This window comes from Azospirillum sp. B510, from assembly GCF_000010725.1.
Lineage (GTDB): Bacteria > Pseudomonadota > Alphaproteobacteria > Azospirillales > Azospirillaceae > Azospirillum > Azospirillum lipoferum_B.
This window is the reverse complement of record NC_013854.1, coordinates 2,383,690-2,400,189: the sequence shown is the minus strand read 5'-3', so window position 1 is coordinate 2,400,189 and position 16,500 is coordinate 2,383,690. Positions and strand designations below refer to the sequence as shown.

Annotated in this window: 13 protein-coding genes; 2 read left to right on the top strand and 11 right to left on the bottom strand. The window is 69.2% G+C overall.

Features of this window, described 5'->3' with window-relative positions:
• Nucleotides 1-154: 154 nt before the first annotated feature.
• Both ligA and AZL_RS11130 read left to right on the top strand, forming a co-directional pair.
• Nucleotides 155-2,521 (top strand): NAD-dependent DNA ligase LigA, encoded by a 2,367-nt coding sequence (gene ligA / locus AZL_RS11135; protein WP_012974656.1) that lies wholly within the window; start codon nt 155-157, stop codon nt 2,519-2,521.
• 214 nt (nt 2,522-2,735) lie between these two features.
• Nucleotides 2,736-3,155 carry a bacteriohemerythrin gene (locus tag AZL_RS11130; RefSeq protein WP_012974655.1) on the top strand — a complete coding sequence of 140 codons (420 nt, stop codon included), beginning with the start codon at nt 2,736-2,738 and terminating at the stop codon, nt 3,153-3,155.
• Nucleotides 3,156-3,428: 273 nt separating this feature from the next.
• Here the strand turns inward: AZL_RS11130 and lpxC are convergent, their stop codons facing one another.
• The 11 genes from lpxC to murD form a co-directional block, all read right to left on the bottom strand.
• The gene (gene lpxC / locus AZL_RS11125) at nt 3,429-4,364 is read right to left on the bottom strand and encodes a UDP-3-O-acyl-N-acetylglucosamine deacetylase (protein WP_012974654.1); all 936 of its coding nucleotides are present in this window, start codon (nt 4,362-4,364) and stop codon (nt 3,429-3,431) included.
• A gap of 391 nt (nt 4,365-4,755) precedes the next feature.
• Nucleotides 4,756-6,693 carry a cell division protein FtsZ gene (ftsZ, locus tag AZL_RS11120; RefSeq protein ID WP_012974653.1) on the bottom strand — a complete coding sequence of 646 codons (1,938 nt, stop codon included), beginning with the start codon at nt 6,691-6,693 and terminating at the stop codon, nt 4,756-4,758.
• Between the two features lie 124 nt (nt 6,694-6,817).
• Entirely contained in the window at nt 6,818-8,092 is a 1,275-nt protein-coding gene (ftsA, locus tag AZL_RS11115) for a cell division protein FtsA (protein ID WP_012974652.1), read from the bottom strand.
• 88 nt (nt 8,093-8,180) lie between these two features.
• On the bottom strand, nt 8,181-9,143 hold the full coding sequence (locus AZL_RS11110; RefSeq protein ID WP_012974651.1) for a cell division protein FtsQ/DivIB: 963 nt from the start codon (nt 9,141-9,143) through the stop codon (nt 8,181-8,183).
• Nucleotides 9,128-10,087: a D-alanine--D-alanine ligase gene (locus tag AZL_RS11105; protein ID WP_042442990.1), complete on the bottom strand. Its 960-nt coding sequence runs from the start codon at nt 10,085-10,087 to the stop codon at nt 9,128-9,130. Before AZL_RS11105 ends, AZL_RS11110 begins: the two co-directional genes overlap by 16 nt.
• Nucleotides 10,084-11,040, bottom strand: coding sequence for a UDP-N-acetylmuramate dehydrogenase (gene murB, locus AZL_RS11100; RefSeq protein ID WP_042443743.1), 957 nt, complete (start codon nt 11,038-11,040; stop codon nt 10,084-10,086). The genes AZL_RS11105 and murB overlap by 4 nt, the downstream gene beginning before the upstream one ends.
• Before the next feature lie 14 nt (nt 11,041-11,054).
• Nucleotides 11,055-12,473, bottom strand: a complete 1,419-nt coding sequence (gene murC, locus AZL_RS11095; protein ID WP_012974648.1) for a UDP-N-acetylmuramate--L-alanine ligase — start codon at nt 12,471-12,473, stop codon at nt 11,055-11,057.
• Between the two features lie 7 nt (nt 12,474-12,480).
• Nucleotides 12,481-12,666: a hypothetical protein gene (locus AZL_RS11090; RefSeq protein WP_247894193.1), complete on the bottom strand. Its 186-nt coding sequence runs from the start codon at nt 12,664-12,666 to the stop codon at nt 12,481-12,483.
• Between the two features lie 62 nt (nt 12,667-12,728).
• Complete coding sequence (gene murG / locus AZL_RS11085) at nt 12,729-13,961, bottom strand: undecaprenyldiphospho-muramoylpentapeptide beta-N-acetylglucosaminyltransferase (protein WP_012974647.1); 1,233 nt, start codon at nt 13,959-13,961, stop codon at nt 12,729-12,731.
• Complete coding sequence (gene ftsW / locus AZL_RS11080) at nt 13,958-15,079, bottom strand: putative lipid II flippase FtsW (RefSeq protein WP_012974646.1); 1,122 nt, start codon at nt 15,077-15,079, stop codon at nt 13,958-13,960. The genes murG and ftsW overlap by 4 nt, the downstream gene beginning before the upstream one ends.
• Nucleotides 15,076-16,497, bottom strand: coding sequence for a UDP-N-acetylmuramoyl-L-alanine--D-glutamate ligase (murD, locus tag AZL_RS11075; RefSeq protein WP_012974645.1), 1,422 nt, complete (start codon nt 16,495-16,497; stop codon nt 15,076-15,078). The genes ftsW and murD overlap by 4 nt, the downstream gene beginning before the upstream one ends.
• Nucleotides 16,498-16,500 lie beyond the last annotated feature (3 nt).

Below are 16,500 nucleotides of genomic sequence, written 5' to 3'. Positions count from 1 at the left end.
ATGGGATGCGCCCAGTATATAGGGACTTCCTCCAGCCGTCGCGCGGATGGGGGGAGGACGAATGTCCGGCCCCGACGGACTCCCGAAACCGGGGTTCAGGCGCTATTCTGCCCGGCCATTCCTCGGAAGCCCCCGATTCGTCACGAGACGCGCCATGCAGGACCTGTTCGACACGCCGCCCGATCCCCGCAGCATCGCCGTCGATGCCCTGACGCCGGAGCAGGCCGCCGCCGATCTTGCGGCGCTGGCCGCCGAGATCGCCCATCATGACCGGCTCTATCACCAGCAGGACCAGCCGGAGATCACCGACGCCGACTATGACGCGCTGGTCCGCCGCAACCTTGCCATCGAGGCGCGCTTCCCCGAGCTGCGCCGCGCCGATTCGCCCAGCCTGCGGGTCGGCGCCGCGCCGGCCGCCGGATTCGGCAAGGTGCGGCACGCCATCCCGATGCTGTCGTTGGGCAATGCCTTCGCACCGGAGGACGTGGCGGAGTTCGACGCCCGCGTCCGCCGCTTCCTCGGCCTCGCCGACGATGCCCCGCTGACCTTCGTGGCGGAACCGAAGATCGACGGGCTGTCCTGCTCGCTTCGTTACCAGAAGGGCGAACTGGTGCTGGCCGCCACCCGCGGCGACGGGGCGGAGGGCGAGAATGTCACCGCCAATGTCCGTACCATCCGCGACGTGCCGCACCGCCTGCCGGCGCCCTTCCCCGAGGTGCTGGAGGTCCGCGGCGAAGTCTATATGAGCCGCGACGACTTTCTGGCGATGAACGCCGCCCGCGCGGAGAAGGGCGAGCAACTGTTCGCCAACCCGCGCAACGCGGCGGCCGGCAGTCTGCGCCAGCTCGATTCGGCCATCACGGCGTCCCGGCCGCTCTGCTTCTTCGGTTATGCGCTGGGCGAGGCGTCGGAGCCGATCGCCGAGACCCAATGGGGCATCCGCGAGCGGCTGAAGGGCTGGGGCTTCCAGCTGAACCGTCCGGCGGAGCTGTGCGACGGCAAGGACAAGCTGCTGGCCTATTACGAGGGCATCGGCCGGCTGCGCGCCGGCCTGCCCTTCGACATCGACGGCGTCGTCTACAAGGTCGACAGCCTGGAGCTTCAGCAGCGGCTGGGCTTCGTCAGCCGGGCGCCGCGCTGGGCCATCGCCCACAAATTCCCGGCGGAGCAGGCGCAGACCCGGCTGAAGGCGATCACCATCCAGGTCGGCCGCACCGGCGCCCTGACCCCGGTGGCGGAACTGGACGACATCACCGTCGGCGGCGTCGTCGTCAGCCGCGCCACCCTGCACAATGAGGATGAGATCGCCCGCAAGGACATCCGCGTCGGCGACCTCGTGGTCGTCCAGCGGGCCGGCGACGTCATCCCGCAGGTGGTGGAGGTGGTGCTGTCGCAGCGCCCGGCCGACTCGGTGCCCTATGTCCCGGTGGAGACCTGCCCGGTCTGCGGCAGCCTCGCCATCCGCGAAGCCGGCGAGGTGGTGCGCCGCTGCACCGGCGGGTTGATCTGTGCCGCCCAGGCCAAGGAACGGCTGCGTCATTTCGTGTCGCGCGACGCCTTCGACATCGAGGGGCTGGGCGAGAAGATCATCGAGGAGTTCTGGGACGAGGGTTTCATCAAGTCGCCGGTCGACATCTTCACCCTTGAAGACCGGGTCGAGCTGATCGGACGGCCGGGCTGGAAGGAGAAGTCGGTCGAGAATCTGTTCAAGGCGATCAACCAGCGCCGCGACGGCATCGAACTGCACCGGGTGATCTTCGCGCTCGGCATCCGCCATGTCGGCGAGGTGACGGCGAAGTCGCTGGCCCGCCATTACAGGACGATGCGGGGTTGGGTCGATGGCATGCGGGCGGCGGAGCGGGCGATGCCCGGCCAGGAATGGCGCGATCTGCACGCGTTGAACGGGGTCGGCCCGGTCACCGCCGACACCATCCTCGCCTGGTTCGCCGATCCGGAGAGTGCCGCCAAGCTGGATTTCTATGCCGGCAGCGAGGCGCTGCGGCTGGAGACGATCATCGGCTCTCTCGGCATCAAGCGGCTGAACACGCGCGCCGCCCAGGCGCTGGCCACCCGCTATGGCAATCTCTCCGACTGGCGGGCGGCGATGGAGCGGGCGGTGGCGCAGGCACCGGGGCAGCCCTGGCTCGACCTCGTCGCCACGCCGGACGTCGGCGAGGTGGCGGCGGAGGAGTTGGCCGGCTTCTTCGCCGAGGAGCGCAACCGCCTGATCGTCGAGGCGTTGGCCGGGCGGCTGATCGTGCTGGAGGCGGCGGTGCCGAAGGCCGGCAACTCCCCCATCGCCGGCAAGACGGTGGTCTTCACCGGCACGCTGGAGCGGATGACGCGGTCGGAGGCCAAGGCGCGGGCGGAATCGCTGGGCGCCAAGGTCGCCGGTTCGGTTTCCGGCAAGACCGATTATCTCGTCGCCGGGGCCGATGCCGGCAGCAAGGCGGCGAAGGCCAAGGATCTTGGTGTCGAGATTCTGACCGAGGAGGAATGGCTGGCCAAGATCGGCGGCTGACCCGGCCGTGCCGCCGCAGCTTGCCAAAATGTCGCATCCCCGTCCGCTCTGGTTGACGGACGGAGATGGGAAGAGTGGAATCAGAAAAGGCTTATAGGCAGCAGTGAAACAATGCCGGACAGGCGGACCGGCCCCGGACCGGGGCGGTATCGACGGGCGGTCAACGCCCGCGTCCGTCCGCCGGCACCCAACGACGGGGGACGAAGGAAACGCCATGGAACCGATTCAATGGTCGCGCTGGATGAGCGTGGGCAATGATGCGCTGGACGAGGATCACCGCGTTCTGATCGCCATCGTGAACAAGCTGTATGACGAGCCCAGCCGGCGGAACCCCGCGCTGATCGAAGCCATTCTGGACGAGCTGATCGCCTACACCCGCCATCATTTCGCGGAGGAGGAGGCGCAGATGGCGCGCCTCAACTACCCGACCTTCGCCGCGCACAAGGCCTTGCATGACAGGCTGACCCGACAGGTCGAACAGTATCGCGACGAGTTCCGCAGCAACGGTGGCGGGATCAGCGGCGAGGAGGTGTTCCTGTTCTGCTCCGACTGGCTGGGCAAGCACATCCTGAAGGAGGATACCCGCTTCGGCGAATATGCCGGCAACGGTGCGGAGATGGCGGCGGTGGAGTAGGGAGGAGGATGTTCCCTCTCGACCGCTGGAAGGGGATGCCCGCAGAACCGTAAGCCGCATCTAAGGAAAATTATCTAAAACGCTGTAATGACTAAGAATTCTGGGAAACCGCTTCAAATTCCCGTGCAGCGCCCGCTCCGGAAGGGGAGGGCGCTTTTTCTTTTGCGTGATCGGTCATCCCGGCAGGGGAGGGGAGCGCGCAAAGAAAATGCCCTCCCCGGTGGGGGAGGGCAGGGGCAGACACCTATGGAAATGTCAGGAAAGCGCTGGTGATCAGGCGACCACCATATGCTCCAGACCGCGGCGCGCGACCGGCAGCGACACCGCCGTCTCGTAGCGCCAGGCGCCGCGGTCGGCGAACAGGGCGCGCAGGAGCTGGTTGTTCAGCGCGTGGCCGGAGCGCACGCCGTGGAAATGGCCGACGATCGGCGCGCCGGCCAGATAGAGGTCGCCGACGGCGTCCAGGATCTTGTGGCGCACGAACTCGTCGGAGAAGCGCAACCCTTCGGCGTTCATCACGGTGTCGCCGGAGATGACGACCGCGTTGTCGAGCGAACCGCCACGGGCGAGGCCCATCTTGCGCAGCCCTTCGACCTCGTGCAGGAAGCCGAAGGTGCGGGCGCTGCTGATCTCGTCCTTGAAGCTGTCCGGATCGATCTCCAGCGCGCGCGACTGGCGGGCGATGGCGGCGCTGTCGAAGTCGATCTCGAAGCTGTAGCTGGTGGCGTCGTCGGGGGTGAAGGACGCGCTCTTGATGCCGTCGCCGATGCTGACCGGCTTCAGGATGCGGATGAGCCGGCGCGGCGCCTTCTGCACGGAGATGCCGGCCTGTTCGATGGCGGCGACGAAGGGGGCGGCGCTGCCGTCCATGATCGGCACCTCGATGCCGTCCAGCGACACGATGGCGTTGTCGATGCCACAGCCGGCCAGCGCCGACATCAGATGCTCGATGGTGCCGACGGTGGTGCCATGGTCGTTGCCGATCACGGTGCACATGCGCGTATCGACCACGGTGTCCCAACGCGCCGGAATGACGGCGGCGGCGCCCTTGAGGTCGGTGCGCAGGAAGGTGATTCCGGAATTCGCATCGGCCGGCGAAATCGTCAGCGTGACGATGACGCCCGAATGCAGACCGACGCCGGCGATGGTCGCCGACTTCTTCAGGGTCTGCTGGAACATGCCGCCCGCGTTGCTGCGATTGTTGGCCACGATGTCTTTTCCATCTTGGTCGTGAACGAGAGGTTTCCGGCGTCACCGCGTCGCTTGATCTTGGAAGATCATCGCGTCGGCGGCTTTCGCTTTCGACCATGCTGATAGGTAACACCGGGGCTTGGAAATCGGCAAATCACTCATTGTTACCGTTTGTTGCAGGGCAAAAGTGGTGGCCTTCACAAGCAATCAGCTGTTCCGCGCATTCGGGCCGCAATAAAAAATCCCCGGAGACGCACGGGGGCGTCACCGGGGTCCGAAAGGTTCGGTCAGGTTGTGGAGCCGCCGGCGCCGCGATTAGGAGGCTGCGGCGACGGCGGTTATCTCCGGCTTTCGCCGGGATGGCCGGCCGTCATCGGAGGGATGGCGGCCAAGATCGGTTCACGCCGGCTCAGTTGGCCTGACGGCGCAGGAAGGCCGGAATGTCCAGTTCCTCCTGTTCGCCCGGCTTGGCGTCGAGCCGCGGGGCCGGCGCCTGCGGCTGCGGGGCGGCCGGGTAGCCGGCGGCCTGCTGCGGAGCGGTCGGCTGCTGCGGATAGACCGGCTGCTGCTGCGGGGCCGGATATTGCTGGCCCGCCGGGTAGCCCTGGTGGGGAGCCTGCTGCGGCTGCGGCGGCTGCTGCGGATAGGCCGGCTGCTGCGGCGGGTAGGTCTGCGGAGCGGGCTGATAGGCCTGCTGCGGAGCCGGCGGCGGCTGGTAGGCCTGGGGGGCCGGCTGCGGCATCGGCTGGGGAGCCTGCGGATGGGCCGGTTCGGACTTGCGGCCGAGCCCGGTCACCAGACCGAACAGGAAGTTACCCTTGCGGGCCGGCGCCGGTTCCGGCGCGGGGGCCGGAGCCGCCGGTGCCACGGTCAGACCGCCGGGATGCTGCTGGTGGACCGGCGGAGCGGCGTGATGCGGTTGCGGCTGCGGCATCGGGGCCTGCTGCTGCGGCTGATGTTGCGGATGGCCCTGCATCTGCGGCATCTGGGGGACTTGCTGCGGGTGGATCGGCTGCTGCGGGGTCGACAGCGGGGCGGCGCCGACGGTCACCGGTTGGCGCGGGCCGGCGTCGGCCGGCTTCGGCGCGAAGAAGTGGCCACCCTGGTTCTCGCCATGCAGCGGGCCGGCCGACGGCCTCGGCGCTTCCGCATGTTGATGGACCGGCTGTTGCTGGGCCGGATCATGCTGGATGGCGGCGGCGCCGGCGGTGACCGGCTGCGGCGTGCGCAGGCCGGCGGCGGCGCTGGGAATCGCCGCGGCCTGGGCGGCGGCCGGGGTCGGAGCGCCGGTCAGGTTGCCGGGGGCGGCCGGCTTCTTGGCGCGGTCGCCGGGAACCAGCGACAGGTTGACCGGATGCAGGGTGCGCGGGTTGCTCATCGCCGCGGCGTCGATGCCGGTGGCGACGACCGACACGCGCATCACGCCGTCCAGTGAACTGTCGAAGGTCGAGCCGAAGATGATGTTGGCGTCGGGATCGACCTCGTCACGGACGCGGTTGGCCGCCTCGTCGACCTCGAACAGGGTCATGTCGTAGCCGCCGGTGATGTTGATGAGGACGCCGCGGGCCCCCTTCATCGACACGTCGTCCAGCAGCGGGTTGGAGATGGCGGCCTCGGCGGCCTCGATGGCGCGGCGCTCGCCTCCGGCCTCGCCGGTGCCCATCATCGCCTTGCCCATCTCGGTCATGACCGAGCGGATGTCGGCGAAATCCAGGTTGATCAGGCCGGGCATCACCATCAGGTCGGTGACGCCGCGCACGCCCGAATGCAGAACGTCGTCGGCCATCTTGAAGGCGTCCGCGAAGGTCGTCTTCTCGTTGGCGATGCGGAACAGGTTCTGGTTCGGGATGATGATCAGGGTGTCGACATATTGCTGGAGTTCGGCGATACCGCCTTCCGCCAGCCGCATGCGGTGGCCGCCCTCGAAATGGAAGGGCTTGGTGACGACGCCGACGGTCAGGATGCCGCGCTCGCGGGCCGCGCGCGCGATGACCGGGGCGGCGCCGGTGCCGGTGCCGCCGCCCATGCCGGCGGTGATGAACACCATGTTGGAGCCTTCGAGATACTGGACGATCTCGTCGATCTGCTCCTCGGCGGACGCGCGGCCTACATCCGGCTTGGAGCCGGCGCCGAGGCCGCGGGTGGTGCCGGTGCCGAGCTGGATGCGCTTTTCGCAGAGCGAACCCTTCAGCGCCTGGGCGTCGGTGTTGCCGACGACGAAGTCCACGCCTTCCAGGTTCGACTTGATCATGTTGTTGACGGCGTTGCCGCCGGCGCCGCCGACGCCGAACACGGTGATGCGCGGCTTCAGCTCGGGCTCGATCTGGGGAATGGTCACGTTGATCATGTTACCAGGCCTCCACAACCTGTTTTCGTTGGGTTTCATGTTTGATATGCCGCGACCGGCGCCCGGTTGTGTCCGGTGTCTGTCCGTTCGGGAATCGGTGAATGGCGGCGGCGGGAAGGATCATCTAGAGATTCTCCCGCAGCCACAGGCCGACGCGGCCGAGGAGCCCGGTTGACGCGACCGCCTCTTGGCCGGTCACCATGAGCTCCGTCGGGTTGCGGACGGCATGTAGGAGAAGGCCCGCCACCGTCGAGAAGGCCGGTCCGCCATGCGCCTCGTTGAGGCCGGCGATCCGGGTGGGACGGGCGACGCGGACCTGCTTGTCCAGGATGGGGGCGGCCATTTCGCGCGTGTTCGGCATCTGGCTGGCGCCGCCGGTCAGCACGACGCGGCGGCCGACCAGCTGGGAGTGGCCCGACTGCTCGATGGCGCCGCGCACCTCCTCGAAGATCTCCTCCATCCGCGCCTGGATGATGCTGACCAGGAAGGAGCGCGGGTGGCTGGCGCTGCCGCTGCCGCTGCGCTCGTCCTCGCCGATCTGCGGCACCTCGATCATCTCGCGCTCGTCGGCCGGGTTCACCCGGGCGCTGCCGTAGAGCACCTTCAGCCGCTCGGCATGGGCGAGCGGCGTGGCGAGGCCATGGGCGATGTCGTTGGTGACATGCCGGCCGCCCAAGGGCACGAAGCCGGTCCAGACCAGATTGCCTTCGGCGAAGATCGAGATGGTGGTGCCGCCGCCGCCGATGTCGACGCAGGCCGCTCCCATCTCCATCTCGTCCTCGACCAGACAGGCGAGGCCGGAGGCGAAGGGGCTGACGACGATCGACTCGATGTTCAGATGGCAGCGGGCGATACAGGCATGCAGCGTGCGGATGGCGCCGGCCGCGGCGGTGACGACATGCAGCTGGGCGCCCAGCGTATGGCCGCTCATCCCCTTGGGATCGCGGATGCCGCGGCTGCCGTCGAGCGTGAAGCCCAGCGGGATCGTGTGGATCAGCGCCTGATCGGGACCGGCCTGCAGGGTGCGGGCATGGGCCATGGCGCGGCGGATGTCGCCTTCCGTCACCTCCTGGCCGGAGACCGGGACGGTGGCGGTGAAGGGGTGGGAGCGCGGATGGCCCATCGACAGATTGACGACGACGTCATGCACCGTCTCGCCGGCCATCTGTTCTGCGGCATGCACGGCGGCGCCGATCGAGGTCTCCGCCGCCTCCATGTCGATGATGGTGCCGGCGCGGATGCCCGTGGCGATCTGGTGGCCGACGCCGATCACGCGGAGGGAGCCGGGCTCCTCCATCCGCGCGATGACGCAGCACACCTTCGTCGAGCCGACGTCCAGCGCCGTGACGATCCCGCCACGGGTCGGCCGCTTCGGCTTCTTGGCGCCGTTGAATCCCATCCCGAACATGCCCCCCAAGACTTCCCTCTGCTCCTCTGTCCGCCGGAGACGCCCGCTTCCCCGAAAGCGGGTCGGCGGCACGCGTCCCTTACGATTTCTTGCCGTTCTTCTTCTTGGCGTCTTCCTCCCAGCCCGGAAGCTGGGCGGTGGCGGAGGTCTGGATCGCGGCGCGGTCGGGCAGCCGCAGGTCGATGGCGACGATGTCGCGGTCGAGCACATGGCTGGCCGTGTGCATCTGCTCCAGCTGACGCAGCGCCCGGCGCATCTCCTCCGTGCCCTCCGGCAGCTTCACCGTCACGCCGTTGCCGAGTTGCAGGTTCCAGCGGCGGTCGCTGATCCAGCTGGCCGAGGACAGCATCGGCGCGATGGTCGGGGCGCTGTCCAGCGCCGACAGCAGGGTGTGGACCTGCTGTGGCGCGTTGGCGCCGATCACCTGCGGCAGCGTCTCGATCCGCTGGTTGCCGCGGCGCGCCAGCTCCGCCGCGTCGGCCAGTGGCCGGCCGGCGCGGTCGATGACGGTGAACTGGCGGTCATGCTGCCAGATCGCCATCGGCTGGCGTTCGGACAGGCGGATGTAGAGGAAGCCGGGCAGCCGCCGCTCGATCGAGGCCGACGAGACCCAGGGCAGCTCCTCCAGACGCTGCTTGGCGTCGGCGAGGTCGATGGACAGGATCGGCTCGCCCCGGCGCACGCCCAGCGCGTCCAGCACGACGTCGCGCTCGGTCTCGCTGCGGCCGACCACCAGGATCTCCGACAGGCGGAAGCCCATGTCGCCGGTCAGCCGGATGACGCTTTCCCGCGCCGCCTCCATCGTGTCGGCGAGGCTGCCGCGCTTCCAGGCGGAGCCGGCGGCGGCGGTCAGCCCGAGCACCGGCACCAGCAGCAGCGCCGTCTTGACGGCGGAGCGGGTCCAGCGCGGCCAGGCGCGGCGCCGCTTGCCTTTCTCCGCCGAGGCGGCCATGGCGCGCGGCGGGGTCGGCATCTCCTCCCGGGCCCGCGCGCCGGCGGCGGCGGCGCGGAAGTCCGGGTTGGCCATCAGGCGAGCTGACATGCGGCATTCTCCACCAGCCAGCCGACCAGCGCGCCGTAGGTGATCCCCACATGCGCGGCCTGCTCGGGCACCAGCGACAGGGGCGTCATGCCCGGCTGGTTGTTGATCTCCAGGAAATACAGCCCGTCGGTTCCCGGCCGGCTGTCATCCCAGCGGAAGTCGCTGCGCGACACACCCCGGCAGCCCAGGGTCTGGTGCGCCAGCACCGCCACCCGCTTCGCCTCCTCGGCCACGGCCTCGGGGATCGCGGCGGGGAGGGTGTGGACGGCGTGGCCGGCGCTGTATTTCGCGGTGTAGTCGTAGACCTGAGCCTGGAAGACGATCTCGGTCACCGTCAAGGCGCGGTCACCCATGACGCCCACGGTCAGTTCGCGACCGGGGATGAACTCCTCGACCAGCACGCGCTCGCCGAAGGTCGCTCCGAACGACCCGTCGTCGCCGACCGGGCTGTTCTGCCCCTCGCGGACCAGGGTTACGCCAACGGTCGAGCCCTCGTCCACCGGCTTGACGATATAGGGCGCCGGCATGGGGTGTACGCCGCCGGCGATCTCCCCACGGGACAGCACCATCCCCTTGGGCGAGCGGATGCCCACGGTGTCGAGAAGCCGCTTGGTCATCGCCTTGTCCATGGCGATGGCGGCGGCCTGGACGCCGGAATGGGTGTAGGGCAGGCCGAGGAACTCCAGCACGCCCTGGATCGTCCCGTCCTCGCCGCCACGGCCGTGCAGGGCGTTGAACACCACGTCGGGCCGCGGGTTGGTCAGGGCCTGCATCAGCCCGCCCAGGTCGCGCTGCACGTCGATGGCGGTGACGCGGTAGCCTTCCTCCTCCAGCGCCTTGGCGACGCCGGCCCCGCTGACCAGCGATACCTCGCGCTCGGCTGACCAGCCGCCCATCAGGACGGCGACATGCTTCTTATGGGCGTGGAGCAGGGCTTCGGTCATTGGTCGGTTCCTTGGGCGGCGGCGATGCCGATCCGCTTGATTTCCCATTCCAGCGTCACGCCGCTGGCCTCGAACACGCGGCGGCGGACCTCCTCGCCCAGCGCTTCCAGCTGGGCGGCGGTGGCGGCGCCGTTGTTGATCAGGAAGTTGCAGTGCTTTTCCGAAACCTGGGCATCGCCGATCGACAGGCCGCGGCAGCCGGCCTTGTCGATCAGCTCCCACGCCTTGAGGCCGCCGGAGATTTCAGGGGCGGGGTTCTTGAAGGTCGAGCCGCCGGTGCGCGAGCGGACCGGCTGGCTGTCGGCGCGCTTGTCGGAGATTTCCGCCATGCGCCGCGCGATCTCCAGCGGGTTGCCGGGCTCGCCACGCAGAACCGCGCCGGTGAAGATGCAATCCTCCGGAGCCGCGCTGTGGCGGTAGGTGAAGCCCATGGCGGCATGGTTGAATTCCAGCCGGCGGCCGTCGCGGGCCACGGCGCTGGCGCCGACCAGCACGTCGGCCAGCTCGCGGCCATAGGCGCCGCCATTCATGCGCAGGGCGCCGCCGATGGTACCGGGAATGCCGGACAGGAACTCCAGCCCGGCGATGCCGGCGTCGCGCGCGACCATGGCGACGTTCAGGTCGAGCGCCGCGGCGCCGGCGGCCAGCGTCATCCCGTCTCCGGTTCCGGCCGCCGTGATATCGGTGAAGCCGCGGCCGAGCCGGATGGTGACGCCCGGCACGCCGCCATCCCGCACCAGCAGGTTGGAGGCGACACCGATCACCGTCACCGGGACCTCGGCCGGCAATGCCGCCAGGAAATCGGCCAGATCGTCGGCATCGGCCGGGCGGAACATCACCTCCGCCGGGCCGCCGACGCGGAACCACGTCACCGGCGCCAGGGCGGCGTCGGCGGTCAGCCGGCCGCGCACGGCGGGCATCCGTTGGATCAGGTGGCCGTCAGGCAGCGTCATGCCGGGCGCCGCCGTCATCGCGCCACGCCATACAGGGCGGTCAACTCGCCCGGCAGGGCGTTCGCCCATTGGGTGATGTTGCCGGCGCCCAGGCAGACGACGAAGTCGCCGGGCCGCGCCATCTCGCGCACCACCTGCGCCAGCTCCTGCTGGTTCTGCAAGGCGACGACATGGCGATGGCCGTGCATGCGCAGCCCCTCGACCAGGCTGTCGCGGCTGACGCCCTCGATGGGAGCCTCGCCGGCGGCATAGACGTCGGCGACGATCACGGCGTCGGCGTCGTTGAAGCAGGTGCAGAATTCCTCGAACAGGTTGGCGAGGCGGGAATAGCGGTGCGGCTGGACCACGGCGATGGTGCGGCCGGTGCCGGCGGTGCGCGCCGCCTTCAGCACGGCGGCGATCTCCACCGGGTGATGGCCGTAATCATCGATGACGGTGATGCCGTTGGCCTCGCCGGTCTTGGTGAAGCGGCGCTTCACGCCCTGGAACTTGGCCATGCTGTCGCGCATCACCACGTCGGGCAGCCCCATCTCGTTGCCGACGGCGAAGCAGGCGAGAGAGTTCTGGACATTGTGCGGCCCGTACATCGGCAGGCGGACGCCGGCGATGGCGCGGCTCTCGCCGGTGTGGCGGTCATAGATCAGCACGTCGTATTTGGCGCCGTCGGGCCCCAGCTCCACATTCACCGCGCGGATGTCGGCTTGCGGCGAGAAGCCGTAGGTGACGATGCGGCGGTCCGAGACGCGGGGGATCATCGCCTGTACTTCGGGATGGTCGATGCAGAGCGCGGCGAAGCCGTAGAAGGGGATGTTCTGGACGAAGCTGTCGAAGGCGGCCCGCGCGTTGTCGAAGGTGCCGTAGAAGTCGAGATGCTCCGGATCCATGTTGGTGACGACGGCGATGCAGGCCGGCAGCTTGACGAAGGTGCCGTCGCTCTCGTCCGCCTCGACGACCATCCAGTCGCCGGTGCCGAGCCGGGTGTTGGAGCCGTAGGCGTTGATGATGCCGCCGTTGATCACGGTGGGGTCGAGGTTGGCGTGCTCCAGCATATGGCCGACCATCGAGGTGGTCGTGGTCTTGCCATGGGTGCCGCCGATGGCGATGGCCCATTTCAGCCGCATCAGCTCGCCCAGCATCTCGGCGCGGCGGACCACCGGAACCAGGGCGGCGCGGGCGGCGACGACCTCCGGATTGTCGCGCTTGACTGCGGAGGAGACGACGATGACGGCGGCACCGGCGATGTTCTCGGCGCGGTGGCCGACGAACACGGAGATGCCCAGCTCGCGCAGGCGCTTGACGTTGGCGTTCTCGGCGAGGTCGGAGCCCTGGACGGTATAGCCCAGGTTCCGCAGCACCTCGGCGATGCCGCTCATGCCGATGCCGCCGATGCCGACGAAGTGGATGGTGCCGATCGAGAGGGGGAGGGCGCGCATGTCGGGCTTACTTTCCGCGGCGAAGCATCAGGCTGAGGGTGGCGTCGACCGCTTGGTCGGACAGGTCGGGGGGAAGGGGTTGCGATCCGTGGATCATCGACAGGCGGTCGCGCAGGAAGCCGCCTTCGGCGAGGAAGCGCGGCACCAGCGGGCAGCCCGGACGGTTGTACCAGCCGCCCTCGGTCCGCGTCATGTCCGCCGGCCAGTCCCGCAGTGGCCGCGGCGTCCGCCGGGTCAGATTCCGCATGGCTTTGATCATTCCGCGGCCCCCTTGGCGCTGGCACCGGCGGCGGAGCGCCGGGCGTGGTGGGATTGGTCGTGGTCGGAGTGAGCGTCGGTGTGACCGGAGGGCGCGCCCAGCATCGCCAGCACGGCGTCGGCCAGCGCGCCGGCGGCTTCGGCGGTGCCCCAGCCATGGGCGGCCCGTGCGGCGTCGGCGAGCGCCTGCGGATCGGACAGCAGGGCGGACAAGCGCTCCGCCAGCGCCGTCGCGGTGAAGGCGGGCTGCGGCACCAGCCAGGCGGCCCCGGCCCCGGCCAGATGGCGGGCGTTGGCGGTCTGGTGGTCGTCGGTGGCGTGCGGGTAGGGGACCAGGATCGCCGGGCGGCCGACGCAGGTCAGCTCGGCGATGGTCGAGGCGCCGGCACGGGTCACGGCGAGGTGGCAGGCGGCCAGCCGCTCCGGCACGTCGCGGAAGAAGGTCTGCAATTCCAACCGGGCGAGGCCGAGCGGCTCCAGCGCGTCGCGGGCGGCCTCCAGATCCTCCGGGCGGCATTGCTGGGCCAGATGGATGCGGGCGCGCGTCGCCTCGGGCAACAACGCCAGCGCCGCGGGGATCACCTCGGAGAAGATTCGGGCGCCCTGGCTGCCGCCCATCACCAGCAGGCGGATGGCACCACCGGGCTGCGGCGCCTCATAGGGGGTGAGGCGGCGGGCGGCGACCGCCGGGCGGACCGGGTTGCCGGTGCGGACGATCTTGGCGCGCTGCGCCTCGCCCAGCTTCTCGATGGCGGGGAAGGCGACGGCGAGGCGGCTGCTTCCGGCGATCAGCATCCGGTTGGCGCGGCCCAGCACGGCGTTCTGTTCGTGCAGCAGCGCCGGCAGCTTCGACTGGATCGCGGCATAGACGGTGGGGACGGACGGATAGCCGCCGAAGCCGACCACGGCGGCGGGGGTCAGCCGGCGCATCAGGGAACGCGCCTCCAGCAGGCCGAGGCCCATCTGCAAGGCGGCCTTCAACTTGCCGGCGATGCCGGCGCCGGGGGAGGCGGCGCGGATGCGGTGGACCGGCACCTCCGGCAGGGAGTCGCCGAAGGCGTGGCCGCGCTTGTCGGTGACCAGCGTCACGGCGCGGCCGCGCGCCAGCAGCTCGCGCGCCAGCGCCTCGGCCGGGAACATGTGCCCGCCGGTGCCGCCAGCGGCCAGAACGATCACCCTGTGGGCGCGCGCGTCCAAATCCGTCGCGTTCAAGTCCGTCGGCCTCCTCATTCCGAAGGGCCGAAGCGTTTGCGTGTCAAAGCCAGAACCATACCCATGCCGAACCCGAGTGCCAGCAGCGAGGAGCCGCCGTATGAGATGAACGGCAGGGTCATGCCCTTGGTCGGCATAAGATGCAAGGAGGAACCCATGTTGATCGCCGCCTGAAGCCCGAACTGGATCAGAAGACCAGCGGCGGCCAGCAAAACGAAATAATTATTGTCATTGAAGACACGAGCGAACCCGCGCAGGACGACAAAGGCGAACAGCACGACCAACCCAAGGCAGAAGATCAGGCCCAGCTCCTCCCCGGCGACGGCGAAGATGAAGTCGGCATGGCTGTCGGGCAGATAGAACTTCACCGTGCCCTGGCCGGGGCCGGTGCCCATCAGCCCGCCGTTGGCGAAGGCCTCCAGCGAGCGGTTGACCTGATAATTGTCGCCGGCATGCGGATCGAGGAAGCGGTTGATGCGGCTGGTGACGTGCGGCAGCGTGTAATAGGCGCCGATGAGACCGACCACCCCCAGCCCGCCGAGCCCCATCACCAGCACCAGATTCAGCCCGGCCAGGAAGAACTGGGTGAACCAGACGGCGGAGACGACGAAGGTCATGCCGAGGTCGGGTTGCAGGATCAGGCCGGCCATGGTGACGCCATAGAGAACCATCGACACCAGGGCGCCGGGGAAGCCCGGATTGGTGCGCGACAGCGAGAACAGCCAGGCGGCGACCACGGCGAAGGCCGGCTTGATGAATTCCGATGGCTGGATCGACAGGCCGGGCACATGGATCCAGCGGCGCGCGCCCTTGATCTCCACGCCCACGACCAGGGTGGCGTAGACCAGCACAAGCGCGATCAGGAAAACACCGAGCGCCACCCGCCGCACCCCGCGCGGGCTGAGCAGCGAGACGCCGACCATGATGATGATCGCCGGGATCAGCATCATCACGTGGCGTTCGACGAAATAGAAGGTGTCCTGGATGCCGATGCGCTCCGCCACCGGCGGGCTGGCCGCGGTGATCAGGACGGTGCCGAGGAACATCAGCAGGGCGACGGCGCCGAGCTGCCAGCGGTCGACGGTCCACCACCAGCGGCCGAAGATCGACTGGTCGGTGCGGTCGAAGGTGATCATGCAACGCCTCCGCTGCTGCCGGTCCCGGTGTGCCGATGCTCACCGATGATGGACACGACGCAGGCCGCGAAAGCCTCGCCGCGCTTCTCGAAATTGGCGAACTGGTCCCACGACGCGCAAGCTGGGGACAACAGCACGCAGGCGTCCGTCAGCCGCTCCGCCACCGCCATCTCCGCCGCCTTCGCGGTTGCGATATCTAACGTTCCGCAGCGCGTATAAGCAACGGATTGCGTGTCGAGCCATGCGGCGAATTGCTCCTGCGCCTCGCCGATCAGGAAGGCGTGGCGCACCCGGCCCATGTAAGGCTCCAGCCCGTTCAGCCCGGTGTCCTTGGCCTGTCCGCCGAGGATCCAGTAGATCGGGTCGAAGGTCGCCAGCGCCTTCTCCGTGGCGTCGGCGTTGGTCGCCTTGCTGTCGTTGACGAAGCGCACGCCGTCCAGCGTTCCCACCAACTGCTGGCGGTGGGCGAGGCCGGGGAAGCTCGCCATCGCCGCGACGATGGCCGGTGCCGGAATGCCGGCGGCCTTGCAGGCGGCGAAGGCGGCGGCGGCGTTCTGCCAATTGTGGGCGCCCAGCAGGGTGGGCAGGGTGGACAGCTCCACCACGCGCACCGCCTCGCCCTCGGTGTCGTCGACCAGCCAGCCGTCGGCGGCATAGACGCCGCCCGCCACCGGCCCGTGGGCGGAGACCGGCCAGATGCGCTGGTCGCCGGCGGCCACGAGGCCGGCGTGGATTTTGCGGCAATGCTCGTCATCCACGCCGATCACCGCGGTGCGCGGCCGGGTCTGGCGGTGGAAGATCAGCGTCTTGGCGGCGATGTAGCCGTCCATCCCGCCATGGCGGGCGAGATGGTCGGGCGTGATGTTCAGCAGCACCGCGATGTCGAAGGTGATGGAGTGGGTCAGCTCCAGCTGATAGCTCGACATCTCCAGGACGCAAGCGTTGCCGGCGCCGATCGGGTCGAAGGTCAGCACCGGCGTGCCGAGATTGCCGCCCACCGCGGCCTTGCGCCCGGCGGCGGCCAGGATATGGCCGATCAGGGTGGTGGTGGTCGATTTGCCGTTGGTGCCGGTGATGCCGATGAAGGCGCAGTCGCGCTCCGCCCGGCCCAGCAGCTCGATGTCGCATATCAGCTCGATCCCCAGCGCGCGGGCGCGCTCGGCCACCGGGTGCGGCTTGGGGAAGGTATGGGGAATGCCGGGCGACCAGACGATGGTGGTCAGGTCCGACAGGTCGGCGGTGGCGAGATCGACCACGGAAAAGCCCTCGGCCTCCGCCGCGGCGCGGGAGGCGGGGTTGTCGTCCCACACCCGGACCTCGGCCCCGCTGTCGCGCAGCGCGCGGGCGGTGGCGAGGCCGGACTTGCCCAGCCCCATCACCGCCACCGGCAGTTCCCGCATGTAGAACAGGTCGATCATCGC

Excerpts from the sequence above, each read along its gene's own strand:
- ligA (WP_012974656.1), top strand. The coding sequence starts at position 155 with ATGCAGGACCTGTTCGACACGCCGCCCGATCCCCGCAGCATCGCCGTC.
- AZL_RS11130 (WP_012974655.1), top strand. The coding sequence starts at position 2,736 with ATGGAACCGATTCAATGGTCGCGCTGGATGAGCGTGGGCAATGATGCG.
- ftsZ (WP_012974653.1), bottom strand. The coding sequence starts at position 6,693 with ATGATCAACGTGACCATTCCCCAGATCGAGCCCGAGCTGAAGCCGCGC.
- ftsA (WP_012974652.1), bottom strand. The coding sequence starts at position 8,092 with ATGGGATTCAACGGCGCCAAGAAGCCGAAGCGGCCGACCCGTGGCGGG.
- AZL_RS11110 (WP_012974651.1), bottom strand. The coding sequence starts at position 9,143 with ATGTCAGCTCGCCTGATGGCCAACCCGGACTTCCGCGCCGCCGCCGCC.
- AZL_RS11105 (WP_042442990.1), bottom strand. The coding sequence starts at position 10,087 with ATGACCGAAGCCCTGCTCCACGCCCATAAGAAGCATGTCGCCGTCCTG.
- murB (WP_042443743.1), bottom strand. The coding sequence starts at position 11,040 with ATGACGCTGCCTGACGGCCACCTGATCCAACGGATGCCCGCCGTGCGC.
- murC (WP_012974648.1), bottom strand. The coding sequence starts at position 12,473 with ATGCGCGCCCTCCCCCTCTCGATCGGCACCATCCACTTCGTCGGCATC.
- AZL_RS11090 (WP_247894193.1), bottom strand. The coding sequence starts at position 12,666 with ATGACGCGGACCGAGGGCGGCTGGTACAACCGTCCGGGCTGCCCGCTG.
- murG (WP_012974647.1), bottom strand. The coding sequence starts at position 13,961 with ATGAGGAGGCCGACGGACTTGAACGCGACGGATTTGGACGCGCGCGCC.
- ftsW (WP_012974646.1), bottom strand. The coding sequence starts at position 15,079 with ATGATCACCTTCGACCGCACCGACCAGTCGATCTTCGGCCGCTGGTGG.
- murD (WP_012974645.1), bottom strand. The coding sequence starts at position 16,497 with ATGATCGACCTGTTCTACATGCGGGAACTGCCGGTGGCGGTGATGGGG.